14 protein-coding genes are annotated in these 16,018 nt (G+C 35.3%); 4 read left to right on the forward strand and 10 right to left on the reverse strand.

What is annotated here, in order from left to right:
- Nucleotides 1-164: 164 nt before the first annotated feature.
- The gene (locus HMPREF9444_RS06530) at nt 165-917 is read right to left on the reverse strand and encodes an ATP-binding protein (RefSeq protein ID WP_009143615.1); all 753 of its coding nucleotides are present in this window, start codon (nt 915-917) and stop codon (nt 165-167) included.
- Nucleotides 918-922: 5 nt separating this feature from the next.
- On the reverse strand, nt 923-2,608 hold the full coding sequence (locus HMPREF9444_RS06535; RefSeq protein ID WP_009143616.1) for a Mu transposase domain-containing protein: 1,686 nt from the start codon (nt 2,606-2,608) through the stop codon (nt 923-925).
- 147 nt (nt 2,609-2,755) lie between these two features.
- Here HMPREF9444_RS06535 and HMPREF9444_RS06540 point away from each other — a divergent pair, with 147 nt between their 5' ends.
- From HMPREF9444_RS06540 to HMPREF9444_RS06555, 4 genes are all read left to right on the forward strand, one after another.
- Nucleotides 2,756-3,118, forward strand: a complete 363-nt coding sequence (locus tag HMPREF9444_RS06540) for a hypothetical protein (protein ID WP_009143617.1) — start codon at nt 2,756-2,758, stop codon at nt 3,116-3,118.
- 238 nt (nt 3,119-3,356) lie between these two features.
- Nucleotides 3,357-5,972 carry a DNA mismatch repair protein MutS gene (gene mutS / locus HMPREF9444_RS06545; RefSeq protein WP_009143618.1) on the forward strand — a complete coding sequence of 872 codons (2,616 nt, stop codon included), beginning with the start codon at nt 3,357-3,359 and terminating at the stop codon, nt 5,970-5,972.
- 10 nt (nt 5,973-5,982) lie between these two features.
- Nucleotides 5,983-7,239 (forward strand): hypothetical protein, encoded by a 1,257-nt coding sequence (locus HMPREF9444_RS06550; RefSeq protein ID WP_009143619.1) that lies wholly within the window; start codon nt 5,983-5,985, stop codon nt 7,237-7,239.
- Between the two features lie 177 nt (nt 7,240-7,416).
- Complete coding sequence (locus HMPREF9444_RS06555) at nt 7,417-8,670, forward strand: WaaS/CpsH family glycosyltransferase (protein WP_009143620.1); 1,254 nt, start codon at nt 7,417-7,419, stop codon at nt 8,668-8,670.
- Here HMPREF9444_RS06555 and HMPREF9444_RS06560 read toward each other — a convergent pair.
- From HMPREF9444_RS06560 to HMPREF9444_RS06595, 8 genes are all read right to left on the reverse strand, one after another.
- The gene (locus HMPREF9444_RS06560) at nt 8,667-9,602 is read right to left on the reverse strand and encodes a sigma-70 family RNA polymerase sigma factor (RefSeq protein WP_009143621.1); all 936 of its coding nucleotides are present in this window, start codon (nt 9,600-9,602) and stop codon (nt 8,667-8,669) included. The two genes, HMPREF9444_RS06555 and HMPREF9444_RS06560, sit on opposite strands and share 4 nt — an antisense overlap.
- A gap of 18 nt (nt 9,603-9,620) precedes the next feature.
- Nucleotides 9,621-10,853, reverse strand: coding sequence for a peptidoglycan DD-metalloendopeptidase family protein (locus HMPREF9444_RS06565; protein WP_009143622.1), 1,233 nt, complete (start codon nt 10,851-10,853; stop codon nt 9,621-9,623).
- A gap of 2 nt (nt 10,854-10,855) precedes the next feature.
- Nucleotides 10,856-11,485, reverse strand: coding sequence for a YqaA family protein (locus HMPREF9444_RS06570; RefSeq protein ID WP_040909359.1), 630 nt, complete (start codon nt 11,483-11,485; stop codon nt 10,856-10,858).
- 9 nt (nt 11,486-11,494) lie between these two features.
- On the reverse strand, nt 11,495-11,977 hold the full coding sequence (gene ispF / locus HMPREF9444_RS06575) for a 2-C-methyl-D-erythritol 2,4-cyclodiphosphate synthase (RefSeq protein WP_009143624.1): 483 nt from the start codon (nt 11,975-11,977) through the stop codon (nt 11,495-11,497).
- A gap of 4 nt (nt 11,978-11,981) precedes the next feature.
- Complete coding sequence (gene ispD / locus HMPREF9444_RS06580) at nt 11,982-12,686, reverse strand: 2-C-methyl-D-erythritol 4-phosphate cytidylyltransferase (protein ID WP_009143625.1); 705 nt, start codon at nt 12,684-12,686, stop codon at nt 11,982-11,984.
- Nucleotides 12,687-12,701: 15 nt separating this feature from the next.
- Nucleotides 12,702-12,983, reverse strand: a complete 282-nt coding sequence (locus HMPREF9444_RS06585; RefSeq protein WP_009143626.1) for a septum formation initiator family protein — start codon at nt 12,981-12,983, stop codon at nt 12,702-12,704.
- Between the two features lie 23 nt (nt 12,984-13,006).
- Nucleotides 13,007-14,656: a CTP synthase gene (locus HMPREF9444_RS06590; protein WP_009143627.1), complete on the reverse strand. Its 1,650-nt coding sequence runs from the start codon at nt 14,654-14,656 to the stop codon at nt 13,007-13,009.
- Nucleotides 14,657-14,806: 150 nt separating this feature from the next.
- Nucleotides 14,807-16,015: a glycosyltransferase family 9 protein gene (locus HMPREF9444_RS06595; protein ID WP_009143628.1), complete on the reverse strand. Its 1,209-nt coding sequence runs from the start codon at nt 16,013-16,015 to the stop codon at nt 14,807-14,809.
- Nucleotides 16,016-16,018: the final 3 nt, after the last annotated feature.

The raw sequence follows: 16,018 nt of genomic DNA on the forward strand, positions 1-16,018 counted from the left end.
CTGCTATACTACATAAAAAATCAGGCGATCCGGGGTAAATACTAAGATCTTCGTTCAGTTATTTTCATTAACTTCGAGCATAAAATTTCATACCACTTCGTGCACTTAATCTCATTAACTTCGATCATTAATAGCTCCCGAGAGTTATCTCGGGAGTCGTTTTATCAGATTAGATTACATCTTTTTCTTCTGGATTCTCCTTGAAGCGTAATGCGAATACTCGGATTCAACAATCTGTCGGTTATTGATTCAGCCATTTGTTCTCCTCCTAAGTAGTCGATGAAAGCCGTACTCTTTAACATTGTTGCAATCACTGTAGGATTAGTTTTGGTACGATTGTCAATAATGGAAAAGAATCCGGTAAGCGAGTTCACGCTAGGTCTTGTAGTCCCGAAGTCATCCAGGATCAAAACTTTAGCGTCAGATAGCTTTTTAATAAGTTTCATCTTGGCAGTGTAAGCCGTTAGACTCTCCAGCTCTTCAAGCAAATCTGAGGTACGATAATAGTAGGTACTCATTTGTGCTTTACAGGCATTAAAGCCGATAGCGCAGCATAATGCCGTTTTACCGACACCGCATGCGCCTTGGATAATGATATTCTGCGGATTGGTTATCCAAGTGTTGGACGCCAGTACTTTGAGCTGTTCTTTAGATAATCCCGGAGACGGTGCTTTCATTATGTCGTTTAAGGATAGTTTATCCTTAAGTTTGGCCTTTTTGATAAGGTTGGCGTAGCGTCTGTTTTTAACATACGCTTCCTGTTCATCAAGGCATAAGTTTAAGCGCTCTTCGAATGTACTTTCGGCATAAATATCCGGATTATTAAATTGGGTTTCCAACATCTCGGCAAAGCCGTTAAGATGTAACTCTCTTAGTTTTATAAGCAAATCGCGTTGCTGCTGCATCATTTGGGCCATGACCGCTACTCCTTATCGTGGTTGTCAAAGGCTTTTTTACCGCGCAAAAAAGCAGAGCCGGTTTCAACGAAGCCTAAAACGCTTTGTCGTTCATAATCACCGTAATGATTGCGTTGATACAGTCTGATGTCATCGAGAATATCGTTGAGCAAATACGAGTTCCATTTAGCGACAGGCTCGGTCATTAATCGGTTCAACGCTTCATCAAAGATCTCTTTTTCATAACGTTTACGCTTATAAAGATTAATGAGGTAAATACAAAAATCTTTGCGGCTCATGCCGAAACGGTCGGTAAAGACGCGGCAGCAAGCACACAAAACATCACTTAAAGGCTGTGCATTATCTAAGATATCCTGAACGTTTTGATACTTTAAACGTTTGTCTCTTACCGCGCGGTGATTTTCAGGCATATGATCGGGATTTAAAACATCCTTTTTGTTCGCTATGGCTTTAGGATGAGATGCGACTAAAATTCCTTTGTGGTAAATCTTGACCGTAGATCCTGAGATATCGGCATCAACGAACTCACCGATTAAGTGATAAGGAACGGAGTAAGAGCAGCCGTCGATTTTAACTCGGTAATAAGGCTTTACCTTAAGTAAGGGAATATGCTCGATATATAAAGGTAAATCCCGCATCAGCGGAGCTGCCGCCGGTTTTTCATATTTTAAAAATAACTCCTTACGTGAAGTACCGCTGCAGTTGTTTCTAAAACCCACGCTGTTTATGTATTGATTAATTAAGACTAATAATTCGCGGTTATATTCGCTAAGAGGTTTTACGGCTCCGGTATAAAGTCGCGGCAGCGCCCGTTCTTGTATCATACGGACGGACAACTCCACACTGCTTTTGGATGTCGGTGAAAAAGGATTATTGGCATCCAAAATGATGCCGCAGCGCTGCAGAAAATACTCAAATGAAGGATTTAAAATCACGTCTCGTCCGGTCGCATGCCTTAGAACCATGCTTTTGGCATTATCGCTGACCAATACTGACGGTCGACAGCCGAAGAAACATAAAGCATGACTTATCGCATTACAGGTGCATTCACAGGTCTGCTGCGGAATAAGCTCGGCATAAATATAGTTGCTTGCCGCCCATGTCAGGACACAGATGCTGTATGATTTAAAAGTACCGTCAGACTGCAATAAATTGCAAGTGCTGCCGGTGTAGTCGATAAGCAGCTCTGCACCGTAGACGTGTTCTTGTTTCATTATCGGTTTTATGGTGCATTGCTGCTTTATTATTTGATTCAAATGTCGATAAAAGGTAGTACGGGAAACGCAGCTTTTATTCTGCTCCGAGCATTGCTCCAAGTACTCGGTATATAAAAATTGAACCTTGCGGCGTCGGTCAAAATATTCGTCGGCGAATTTTTGATAATCAGGATGTAAAACAGCTGATGACTGAGTTAAGTTATCGGATAATTGCTTGATTGTTAATGATTCCTTTTTACATGATCTCAAGCATTTTCCTTGTTTATAAATTATGTCGTGTAACTGTTCATCAGATAACGCGCTCAATCGATCTAAAGAATCAATTCCGGCATAACGAAGCCGCGCTGTGTAGTTAAGAACCGATGATGCGGAGCAATTTAAACGCTCTGCGATATACCTGCTGCTTCCACCCAACAAAATTTGGCAGCAGATGTTTCTGAGCTTATTGGGCTCTGTATTTTTACCTTGACTCATAATAAAGTCTCCACAATTAAAACGGCTAAAGTGCCGCAAATTCATTGTGGAATGGGAGTAAATATAAAAAATAATGACTGATCGAAGTTAGTGAAATTAGGTGAACGAAGTGTAAATGGGATTTAGTGCGCAAAGTGTGTGGGATTTATGATCGAGGTATATGATATTTTTCAAATATTCATTGTAACTTACCAAAAACAAGACTTTTTTTCTAATGATAGCCATAACTTAACCCTATATTTGAAAAAGCATCAACCAGCAAATGAAAATGTTTTTTTAGGTTTAGTAACTTGTGTAAATCGTAGTCTCAAACACAAGTATTTTTGGGGTGACAGTATTAGCAGTAAGAAAATCAAATCTGATGTGATAATGCTTCCTGTCAAAAAAGACAAACCTAACTTTGCGACAATGGACACACTCATTTCCGCAATAAAAAAGCTAGTCATTAAAGATGTTGTTGAATATACCAACAACAAAATCAAAGCTACAAAGCAGGCTATTGCTCATTAAGCTATATCACTTCCTAAATTTTTTGTTTCGTTTTTCAGGATTTGAAAAACGAGGCGATTTATGATTTGATCAATGATTTATTGTAACAGAGCTAAAATTATATAAACTTCAGCATGTTTTTTTTACATCATCTAACTTTTAGTCCATAATTACAATTTGTAATTAACTCACAATCTTACAAACAAATATACTCAAAAAGCAAATAATTAAAACTTTTAATAAGGTAAGAAAATCATAAATGCGCACTCCGTCAGAAAAAGTTACGCCAATGATGCGTCAATATCTTGAAATTAAAAAGAAATATCCAAACACTTTAGTTTTTTATCGTCTCGGCGATTTTTATGAGCTTTTTTATGATGACGCTAAAAATGCATCGGAATTACTCGATCTGACCTTAACGCGAAGAGGAACCAACAACGGCGATCCTATTCCTATGGCTGGAGTCCCTTTTCACTCTGTTGAAGGATATCTTGCAAAACTTATAAAGCTCGGAGAATCTGCCGTAATATGCGAACAAATAGGAGATCCTGCGACAGCTAAAGGAATGATGGTTCGCAAAGTTTCAAAAATCATCACCCCAGGAACTGTAATAGATGAAGGAATAGCACCAGATCGCTCTGACAATCAAATTGCATGTATTTTTAAAGGTAAGCGTTTTTACGGATTTGCAACGTTAAGTCTAGGCTCCGGAAAATTTAAAACTGCTATTGCGGCAAATGAAAAAAGCCTAAGGTTACTTCTTGATAAAAATACACCTGTTGAAATTCTTATACCTGAAAATCTTAAAATTACAAATGCTCTTTTATACGATATAGTTTGTAAAAAGAAACTTGCCCCTTGGTATTTTGATTTCCAAGGTTCATATAACCTATTATGTAAACAATTTGGCACTAACAGTTTAATCGGTTTTGATATTGAAGACTTAGATGAAGGAATTTGTGCAGCCGGTGCTCTTCTTGCCTATGTAAAAGATACACAAAACGTTTCCTTACAGCATATAAAATCTATAAGCCGTGATGAAAATTCAGCATCAGTTATTTTAGATAAATGTGCTCAGCGTAATCTTGAGCTTTTAACCAACTTACGCGGCGAATCTTACGGATCGTTATTAAGTATTTTAGATAAAACACATACGGCAATGGGAAGCCGACTTTTAAAGCGTTTTATAGTAGAGCCGTCACGCAACAATCAACTAATTGAAAATCGTTTAAACCTTGTTGAAGAGCTTATAAATTCATCCGAAAAAGATAATTTAAGTAAATACTTAAGTGAAATCGGCGATTTAGAAAGAATAACAGCCCGTATCGGTTTAAATTCAGCAAGACCTCGTGATCTTGCAAAATTACGCGAAGCCCTTTTTTTAACCCCACAAATTAAAGATTCTTTAAATTTCATTGAAGGAGAAAGCTTCAAAGCATTTAATGATAAACTAAATCCGCTACCGCAAATTTATGAATTACTTTATAATGCTATTGCTGAGGAACCAGCTTCTTTATTAAGAGAAGGCAACGTTATAGCTGACGGCTACAACACTGAGCTTGATGAGCTTCGAGAGTTGATGTCAGGATCTGCTAAGGGGCTTAAGGAAATTGAAGATAGAGAAAAGGCACGTACCGGAATTTCCTCACTTAAAGTAAATTTCAATCAAGTACACGGCTACTACATAGATATTCCTAAAACTCACTCTGCAAAAGTTCCTGAAGATTACATAAGACGCCAAACTTTAAAAAATAACGAGCGTTTTATAACACCTGAACTTAAAGAACTTGAAGAAAAAACCTTAAACGCTCAAAGCAGGTCTCTGATTATCGAAAAAGAGCTCTATGAAAATATCTTGCAAAAGTTACAACAAAATTTAGGAGATCTTACAAATCTAGCAGCATCCCTATCTTTTCTTGACGTTATTTTATCTTTTGCCAAAGAAGCAGAAAGCAATAACTACACCCGCCCTACTCTTGTAAATGAATCTTACATTGAAATTAAAGAAGGACGGCATCCCGTAGTTGAGTCATTATCTGATTCTCCGTTTATGACAAATAATTTAGAACTTGGAAAAGACAAGCGTATAGCCGTCATTTCAGGTCCTAACATGGGAGGAAAATCGACTTTCATGCGCCAAAATGCATTAATTGCGATAATGGCTCGTATCGGATCGTTTGTACCTGCTAAAAAAGCTATAATCGGAGATATCGATCGTATTTTTACTCGTATCGGAGCATCAGATGATTTAGCTTCTGGGCGTTCAACCTTTATGGTTGAAATGGAAGAGACAGCAACAATTCTTAATAATGCTACATATCAAAGCTTAGTGTTGATGGATGAGGTCGGACGAGGCACCAGTGGCGAAGAAGGATCGTCTATAGCTCAATCTATAGTTGAATATCTTTGTGAAAAATTAAAACCTCTAACATTGTTTTCAACTCATTACACTGAAATTACAGATCTTGCTGAAAAATTCCCTAACGCTAAAAATCTTTGCTTTAATGCTGAAGAGAAAAATGGACAAATTTATTTCCTGTATCATGCAGAAACAGGTAAACAATCAAAATCTTTTGGTATAGAGGTAGCAAAACTAGCAGGTCTACCTTATGAAGTTATTTCAACAGCTTTAAACAAAAGAGAAAAAACATCCAATTTCAACTCCAATAAAGTGAAAAACAGTCAATATTTCAATAAAAATGAAACTGTGACACCTGTTTTATCAAAAAATGAAAATAATTTATATAATGCGTCAAAAAGAAAGGACAACCACCTAGAATTAATAAAGTTTCTGCAAAAAATCAATATTGAAGAAACCACCCCTATACAGGCCTTTAAAATTTTAGAAAATATTCTTTATAAATTAAACAGTTAGAATCTTTAAAATGAAAAATCAAAATATTATTATATTGACCAAGAATTTATCAATCTCAACCATTAAGTATGGATATCATAATATAAACATCATGATATCTAATAAACGTCCTTCTATTGCAGATATATTTTCAAAAAAAAATTATTTCTTAATTAGAAAAGATATAAAAAAGGATTTAGGGGCTTTATTACATTTAATAAATATTTGCAGAAAAAGGTGGTCTGTAACCTCAGAGCTTAAAAGGCTAATTTTTTCTAAAGAACGCACAATATACAAACTTATTATGCAATCTCCAGAAATCAACGCTATATATGGAAGTCAATTTAATAGTGATTTGTTAAATAAAACATCTTTTCACACAATTAGACTCATAGACAAAAATAAGTTTAATTTGTACTTATATATACTTTATATAATATCAAAAATAAAATTATTTCAAGATTTAAATACTAAATCTATAATTTGTATGAATACAACTAATTTAACATTTATTAAAATGTTAATAAATTTATACCCCAAGAGCGCCATATATGTAAGATTCATTGATTGCTTCGATAGCGGATACATTAATTTATCAGGGCTTAAAAAACTACAAGATTTTGCGTCCAACAAACCTAATATTCATATAGAAAGTTACAGTCTCTATGACGCAATCAATCATCAAATAAAATATATACCAAACACTATAAATGTAGATAAAATCATTAATCAAAATAATCCACAATACAAATTTAATGAAAATAAAGCCTTTTTTCTTGGAGTTGTAAATAAAGAAAGATTTAATACACTTGTACAATTAGCAAATATTCTATTTTCTGCTAAAGTTAAAATTAATTTTTATTTTGTACTAAATAATCTATCTTCATCTCAAATTAACTCAATAAAACAGATTAATATAAATTTTAAGTATGACGCTATTAAAGTAATACAATATATTAGCTATATTGAATACATAAAGCTTTTAAATGATAATAACAATATAATTGTTGATTTTTACAGATTCTCAACAAATGAAGGATATTCTTTTAGAATTCCTGAGGGTATTATTTTTAATAAAAAAATTATTACAAATAGAGAAATAATACAAAAAGAATCTTTTTACACTCCAAAAAATATTTTGTTTGTAAAAGAGGATAGCAATAAAAATATTATTATTGATAACAGAGAGTTAGAACAATTTTTACAAAACTTTAACGCAACTTATTCTAAAAGAGATTTAGATTTATTCAATTTTAATACTTATTTAGCATCTCATGGAATTGAATGAACATCTTATTTGTTTTACGAGAAATTTATCAAATGGAATAAAAGTTAAATACAAAACTATTTTAAAATATCCCAAAATTCTTACCAAGAAGATCTTGAGTTAAATTTTATAACAAAAACTCGAAATCTTAAAATGACAAAGCTAATAGTAGTTTTAAATTTATAGAGAATATTTAAAATGAATTACAACGAAATAAGATTAGTTATTATTAATAAAAGTGACAAAAAAAATATATCCCCGAATGATATTTTTCCATCAATTTCTAATGTATTTCAAAATTGCATAATAAAAAAATCTCTAAGAGAGATAAAGCTGAGTGATATCGTAAATAATAAGAATGAGTATTACTATTTTAAAAATAAAGAATGTCATTCTCTAAATGAAAAAATAAAATCTTTTTTTATTTATATATGCAGAAAAAAATTTAGAGCTCCTTTATGCTCCTACAGAAAAATAGTTTCTGATACATTATTACATGATACCCACCAAATAAAAATAATAACTTTGTCAACATTTCATCTTTTTGATTTAATAAAATTTCATACAAAAAACTATAAATTTACAAATATTCATTTTGATTTTTCAACATTTGTAAGCGACTATTTATGGTTTTTAGACAATTTAAAAAATTCTAAAAATTTTGATACAAAAATATGTATTGTTTATAACTGCTTTTCTTTATCTTTTATAAAATATCTTAATAGAATATATCCCAATGCAAAAATCATATCCAGATACCACGATATGATTATGAGCAAAAAACATAAAAATTTTATTACAAAAAACAAACATAAGTTTAAAAATGTATTGTTCGAAACCTATTCATTAAAAGATTCTTTACAGCTAAAGATCAATTATTGGGTCAATAGTGTCGATTTTTATTCATTAAATAATTTGAAATCATCAGCAAAGCAAGATCAATATGATATTTATTTCTTAGGAGGTGCCAATAGTGCAATATTGTCTTTTTTAAAAGAACTTTTAATAAAATTCAATAAATACAATCTAAAATTTTATATAGATTTTGTTGTTTTTGATAAAGAACAAAGATCACAAGTAAAGCGAAACCTAAATCAACTTTTTGACCTAAAAATTAATGATTCTAAAGTAAATACAGATCCTGTTAATTATTCTCAATATTTACGCAATTTTGCAAATGCAAAACTAATTATTGACCTCTATAGACTATCTCCTGATGAAGGGCTTTCATTTAGAACAGCAGAAGCTCTTGCTCTTAAAAAGAAAATCATCACCAACCGCGATTTAAATGCCAATAATCTTTATAAGTTTAAAGAAAATATCTTATCTTTTGATGATATTGATAAAGTAAATCTAAGAAAATTTATTGATAAGCCTTATGTGGATCCGGATCCTGAATTATTAAAACAATTTGATATCAACGAGCAAATTAAAAACTATCTTAAAAACTAAAATCCATAATTTTTAAGAAATTTTTTAAGCGAAATAAGCACGGTTTTCTGCAATTGTCTTACGCGCTCACGAGTAAGATGCAACATTTCGCCTATCTCTTCTAATGTCTTGATATCATTGTCATTGATACCAAAGCGATGAATGACAATGATTTTTTGTCTTTCATTTAAAGAATCGATCCACGATCTTAATAATTTTTCAATTTCAGTATTACCAAACTGCTCTTCAAGAGTAGGTGTTTTTTCATCAGCAAGCAGATCAAGCAAGGATACATTTTTTTCACTATCTTTATTTTTAACATTTAGATCTGATATTGATATACCTTCAGCTACTACAAGCATTGAACGCACTTTATCTTCATCAATATCAAGCTCTTTTGCTATATCCTTAACAGCCACTGCCTGTCCGTGCGCTTTTTCCTGCAGCTTCTTTTTAACCTTTAAAACCTGATTCAAATCCTTTATGACATGAAAAGGTAAGCGCACTAAACGCGACTGATTCATCACCGCATGTTCAATGCCCTGACGGATCCACCAGGTTGCGTAGGTTGAAAACCTAAAACCACGCTCAGGATCAAATTTATTTACCGCATGAATTAGACCTAAATTACCCTCTTCTATGAGGTCAAGCATCGGAACGCCGCGAGTACGATAGTCTCGAGCTACTTTTATAACCAAACGAAGGTTTGACGTGATCATAGAATTACGAGCTTTAACGTCACCTTGCTGTACAAGACGACCTAGTCTTACCTCATCTTCCTGAGAAAGCAAAGGATAACGTCTTACCGAGCTTATATATGAAACAAGCAAATCACCGCTAAAAGATGGAACAGGAATATCTTTTTCTTCAAAACTTGAAGAAACTTCCTGCTCTTCTTCCTGAATTCTGTTTAATTCAAGATCGCTTGGTTCAAATTTATCTGACGTTGTCACTCGTTACAGCCTTAGCCTTTATTTGGGCAAATATTTAATCGGGTTTACTGACTGCCCGCGATAACGGATTTCAAAATGCAGCCCTACTGAGGATGCGTCAGTAGAGCCCATTTTAGCAATCTGCTGTCCGCGCTTTACTTTCTGTCCTTCTTTGACAAGTAATACATCATTGTGTGCATAAGCAGATAAAAACTCGTTATCATGATTAATAATCACAAGATTGCCATACCCGCGCAAAGCATTGCCCGCGTATACGACCTGTCCGTCAGATGCGGCTAAAACCTGCTGACCTCGTGTTCCTGCGATATCAATGCCTTTATTGCCATGCTCTGCAAGTGAGAATTGCTTTACAACTTTACCTTGCGTAGGCCATGTCCAGGAAACTCCGCTTACCGTACGAGCTTTACCGCTTACTACAGGAGTTGTAGCTACAGTAGAAACTTTCTCTTCTTTTTGTGCTTTTGCTGCAGTTTCTTTTGATGAAGTTGAGGCTTCAACTTCTTTTTCTCCCGCGACCGGTACGGTATTTTCTACTTTAGCAACTGTTGCGCTATTGCCGTTATGTCTTGCTAAAGATAATTTCTGACCAACCTCAAGAGTATAAGGAGGAGTTAAATCATTAACTCCTGCTAAAAAGTCGACTGATTGACCGTTAGCTTTTGCGATGGAATAAAGGGTGTCACCTTTTTTTACAATGTACTCAGGAGCTTTTGCGCTGCTTAAATTAAGTGCCAAAATCTGACCTACCGCAATGTTATACGGAGGCTCAATCCCGTTTTTCTTAGCTAAATCGCGATAATCAAGTCCATAACGAAAGGCTATTGAATAAAGAGTATCGCCTTTAACTACTTGATAACGATCGGCTGCATTTATGTTATTTACTGAAGAGCTTACAGCGACATTTAAATTAGATGTAGCCACAGTAGCAGAATTAACAGCAACAGGCTCTAACGCTCCGCTGCTTTTTGCATTAGAAACGGAATTATTTTCCAAAGCTACGTTATTAATATTTTCATTATTTACATAGCTTACCTGTGATTGCTTTTGATTTTGTCTTGAAGAAACACTGGCATTAACAACCTGTCCGTTTTTATTGTATTGTTTGACAACGGCAGTCGGTGCGCTTACCGTTGAATGAGGATCGGTTACATCCACAACCAGGCTTGATGCTGAATAATCGCGATTTGAAGTGGCACAGCCTCCGGCAATAACTCCGGCAACAATAACGGATAAAAGTAAAATTTTATGCATGATTATTCATTCCACAACATTTCATAAGCGATATAAAGTGCAACTAATGCCACGCACAGCCAACCGATAATATCAATATAACGGCGCAGAGCTTTTTCCATACGCTCTCCGCCTAACATGATAATTCCGGCTTCAAGGAAAAACCTCAAACCGCGTCCCACTATCGAAACTAAAAGGAAGTTTACGATAGTAAGCATACCGGCACTGCCAGTATTGGCAACACTTTCTGCAGCCACTACGCCTGAAGTAACGGCAATAACCTTATACGGAACCGGAGTAAAAGCTCCAATAAAAATCATTAAAATACCGTATTTCATAGTAAACCAATGGCGTACGGTTTCCATGGATGACTCATAATTAAGCCATGTGATGATATCGGCAATATAAGGATCGTAAATAAAATAACCTAAGTAATATCCGCATGCCGCGCCGCAAACTGAGGTAATAACAGTAAGAGCAGCATACTGCAATGCATGGCTGCGCCTTGCAAGGCACATCGGAGCTAACATTACATCAGGAGGAATCGGCCAGAAAATCGATTCAATAAAACTATTGATGCATAAAAACCACACTGCTTTAGGATGTTTGGCAAGCTTTATGCATAACTCATATAAATATGAAAATATATTCAAAGTAAACCCTTAATCCTTACGCTCAAGTAATACCACAGCCTCTACGGCAATTCCTTCTTTCCTTCCCACAAAACCGAGCTTTTCAGTAGTTGTAGCCTTTATACTGACATTTTGCAAATCAGTTTGCAAATCCTCAGCAAGGTTCTCTCTCATCTTATGTTCATACGGGGCAAGTTTCGGAACTTGGGCAAGCACGGTTACATCGACATTTCCAATCACAAAGCCTAATGTCTTTATTTTTAAATACACATCCCGCAGTAGAATACGGCTATCGATATTTAAAAACTTATCATCATTATCCGGATAGAAATGACCGATATCTCCTAGAGCCAAGGCTCCTAATATCGCATCACACACAGCATGAATAAGCACATCACCGTCTGAATGAGCTATAAGTCCTTTTTCATAGGGAACTTTAACTCCACCTAAAGTACAAGGACCTTCGCCTCCAAAACAATGAACATCAAAACCGTGACCTACTCGTATCTTCATGAAATTAAACCGCTTTAAACTTATTTGATCTTTCTCTTAATTTAACCAAAGCTTTTGCCATTCGTAAATCAGCTTTGTTAGTTATTTTTATATTATCTGATCTGCCTTCAATCAAAAGGGGATGGTAGCCCAAAAACTCAAGAGCCGAAGCCTCATCGGTAATTTCAGCATGCTCTTTAGCAGCCTCATCCAATGCTTTAACAAGCAGATCGGTTTTAAAAAACTGCGGAGTTAAAGCCCGATATACATTTTTTCTTACGACAGTCCGTGCGATCTTACCGTTTCCGTCAGATTTTTTTAAGGTATCAGCAACCGGAGCTGCCAAAATAGCTCCGCAATCACTTTCTCGCCCTCTTACCACCAAGATAGCTAAATCTTCTAAAGTCAAGAGAGGACGGGCAGCATCATGAACTAAAACCCAGTCTGTAGTAACTTGGTTAAGACCTGATCTGACACTGTCAGCACGATCTTTTCCGCCATAGGCTATAAGCAGTTTGGGTGAATCGATTTCAAGGGTTTGAAATATTTCATCATCTTTGCTGATAACCACAATAACGCGATTAATAAGGGGAGAGTTTAGAAAGATTTCCAGGGTACGCTCTAAAATAGTTTTAGTTCCCAACATTAAATACTGTTTAGGAACTTTTGCTCCCATACGACTACCGACACCGGCTGCCGGAATAACGACATCAAGCTTTAAGCTATCCATGAATTTTTATAATTATTATTTATCACCTAAAATTCGGAAAAAGGTCTCATCCTCACGAATAAGTCCCAGCTCAGTACGCGCCAGCTCTTCAATAGCGGTATTTCCTTGCTTTAAATCATTAAGCTCATCAATAACCGCCTGATTTCGATCCTGCAACTTAGCAGACTGCTGCTGCGCTTTAAGCAAATTGGCAGATATCTCCTCATATTGCTTAAGCCCGTTTCTCCCCGCCCATATGTCATAGGAAAGAAAACCTATGGCTATAAGCAGGCAAAAAGAAATAACTTTCATGGCCATGATATCTGCCTTGCCTAATATAATTAAGCGTTATGCTGTAGATCCTGATACTGTTTAGCCGCCTTAATAAAACCGGAGAACAGCGGATGACCTTCACGCGGATTAGAGGTAAATTCAGGATGGAACTGAACACCGATAAACCACGGATGTGAAGGAATTTCAACAATTTCTACAAGCTTATTGTCTGTTGACAAACCGGCAATTGAAAGTCCTTTTTCCGTTAACTTGGAAATAAGCTTACCGTTTACTTCGTAACGATGACGGTGACGCTCTACGATATCATCTTTGCCGTAAAGCGCGCGAACTTTTGACCCCTGTTTTAAATGGCAAAGCTGGCCGCCAAGACGCATAGTTCCGCCTAAATCAGACTTATCCGAACGCTTCTCAACCTTTCCTTCTTCATCAATCCATTCAGTAATAAGACCGACTACAGGATAAGCAGTCTTAGGATCAAATTCGGTTGAATTAGCTCCCTGCATACCTGCGACATCGCGGGCATATTCAATAATTGCCACCTGCATGCCAAGGCAAATGCCCAAATACGGAATATTGTTTTCACGCGCATAACGGGCTGCAATTATCTTGCCTTCAATACCGCGACTGCCGAATCCGCCCGGAACCAAAATAGCATCAACACCCTGCAGCATTTCAGTACCGCGAACTTCCACATCCTCAGAATCAATGTATTTAATATTGACGGTTAACTGATTCTTAAGACCACCGTGTTTTAAAGCCTCATTAATCGATTTATAGGCATCAGGAAGCTCAACGTATTTACCAACCATACCGATGGTAACTTCGCCTACGGTATTTGCCTGCTGGAACAATACCTGCTCCCATTCTGATAAATCGGCTTCTTTGCATTCAATGCCAAAGCGATTAACGATAAACTCATCAAGGTACTGGCTCTTAAGTAAAGCCGGGATCTTATAAATTGAGTCAACGTCTTTTAAGGAAATGACCGCACGTTCAGGCACATTACAGAACATTGCTATCTTATGGCGCTCATGAGGCGGAATTGAACCTTCGGAGCGGCAAATAAGAATATCAGGCTGAATGCCAATAGAAAGCAATTCTTTCACAGAATGCTGAGTAGGCTTGGTCTTTACTTCGCCTGAGGTCTTTAAATAAGGAACCAAGGTCAAATGCATGAATAAAGCATTTTCACGTCCAATATCAACGGCAAGCTGACGGATTGCTTCAAGGAAAGGTAAAGACTCAATATCACCGACAGTACCGCCGATTTCAACTAAAGCAATCTGGTTGCCTTCAGCACCTGCCAAAATACGCTCTTTGATGGCATTGGTAATATGGGGAATAACCTGAATGGTAGCGCCTAAATAATCACCACGGCGCTCTTTTCTGATGACATCTGAATAAATACGGCCAGTAGTGAAATTGTTGCGATGGGACATCTTGGTACGAATAAAGCGCTCATAATGTCCTAAATCCAAATCTGTTTCCGCACCGTCCTCTGTTACGAATACCTCACCGTGCTGAATCGGACTCATAGTGCCCGGATCAACATTAATGTAAGGATCAAGTTTTAACATGGTTACTTTGATGCCACGAGCTTCAAGCAGCGCAGCCAAAGATGCGGCAGCGATACCTTTACCTAAGGATGAAACCACGCCGCCGGTAACAAAAATCAGCTTTACAGGAGATGCAGACATGAAAAACTCCGTTCAATCAAAAATTAAACGTAGATTATATCATAGACAAGCCTAAAATATAATACATCAAAATATATAACTAATTATAAATTATGAATAATTTTCATATAATTATAATATTGATAAATAATCAGATAACTTATTCTACAACTAATTAATATCACCAATAATCGTACATACACCATCTACTACTTTATTGGCATTTATCTGTGACATACATAAAGCTTCGTTATACCCTTTAAAACAATTAACATTCCAATCTGAAGACAGCCACATACAAGGGGTACAACTTCCTTGAATATTTATATCATTTTCATAGCCAACAAAATCTGCAGCAGTAGGTCCATATAAAACCACTGATCTTTTATTCATAGCATGCCTAATGTGGATTAGACCGGCATCATTATCAATATGACACTGTGATGAATTTAGTAAATAAAGGCTTTCCTCAAAAGAGGTTTTCCCAACCAATTGGATATCTACATTTGAAATAAGTAAACTATCAGGCTCTCCAATTTGCACAACACAAACATTTGGCACCTTTATTTTCAATAAAGTAACTATTTTTTCACATAATGGAAGAGGAATACATCTTGTAGCATACTGTTTTATAGTGTTTTTATTTGACAAATCAGAAATCCCAATATTGGGAATATCTCCAACACCTGTATGGATGGTAATAAAATTTGTTTTATTTAAATTAAACTTTTCTAATACTTTTTGTTTTTCATCACGATTAATATAAAAAAATGGAATTGTCTTTCTCCCAAATTCACATAAACCACATGCTCCCATTAAATCATATCTATTCCAATTTTTCATTAAAGCATAATTCATCACGGAATAATGATACTCATGCGATGAAAAATGAATTAAATCTTGTGTAAAGGATTGGGCTTTGTGAATATCTTTAACTAAAGTATTTGCATATTTATTTAAATATTTATAGTTTATCGAATAAATTTTAACAAATTGATCAACACCTATAAGTAAATCAAATTTATGAAAATTTAAATAACTACGAGTCGCAATTTTATCTATCCTTGAAAATCCGCAAGTAATTAATTTCCCGTTTTTTTCTTTTGGAAACATTAATACACTATAAAAAGAAATATTTTGAGAAATAAGCTTTTCGATAAAAACTTTCACCCATTGAGCACTTATTACTTGATCTCCTATTCCCCCACTAAAAATGAATCCAATGTTAAGTGCTTTTGAAGAAGGCCTTACCTGTAAAGGTTTAATAAACAACGTCTTTAAAGAAAAAACAATTATTTTAAAAAATACTAATAAATCATTTAAGTTTCTGACTTCATAAGAACGAACTTTATCAGCCAGTCGATAAATAAAATATGACATAAA

The organism is Succinatimonas hippei YIT 12066 (genome assembly GCF_000188195.1).
GTDB classification, from domain to species: Bacteria; Pseudomonadota; Gammaproteobacteria; order Enterobacterales; family Succinivibrionaceae; genus Succinatimonas; species Succinatimonas hippei.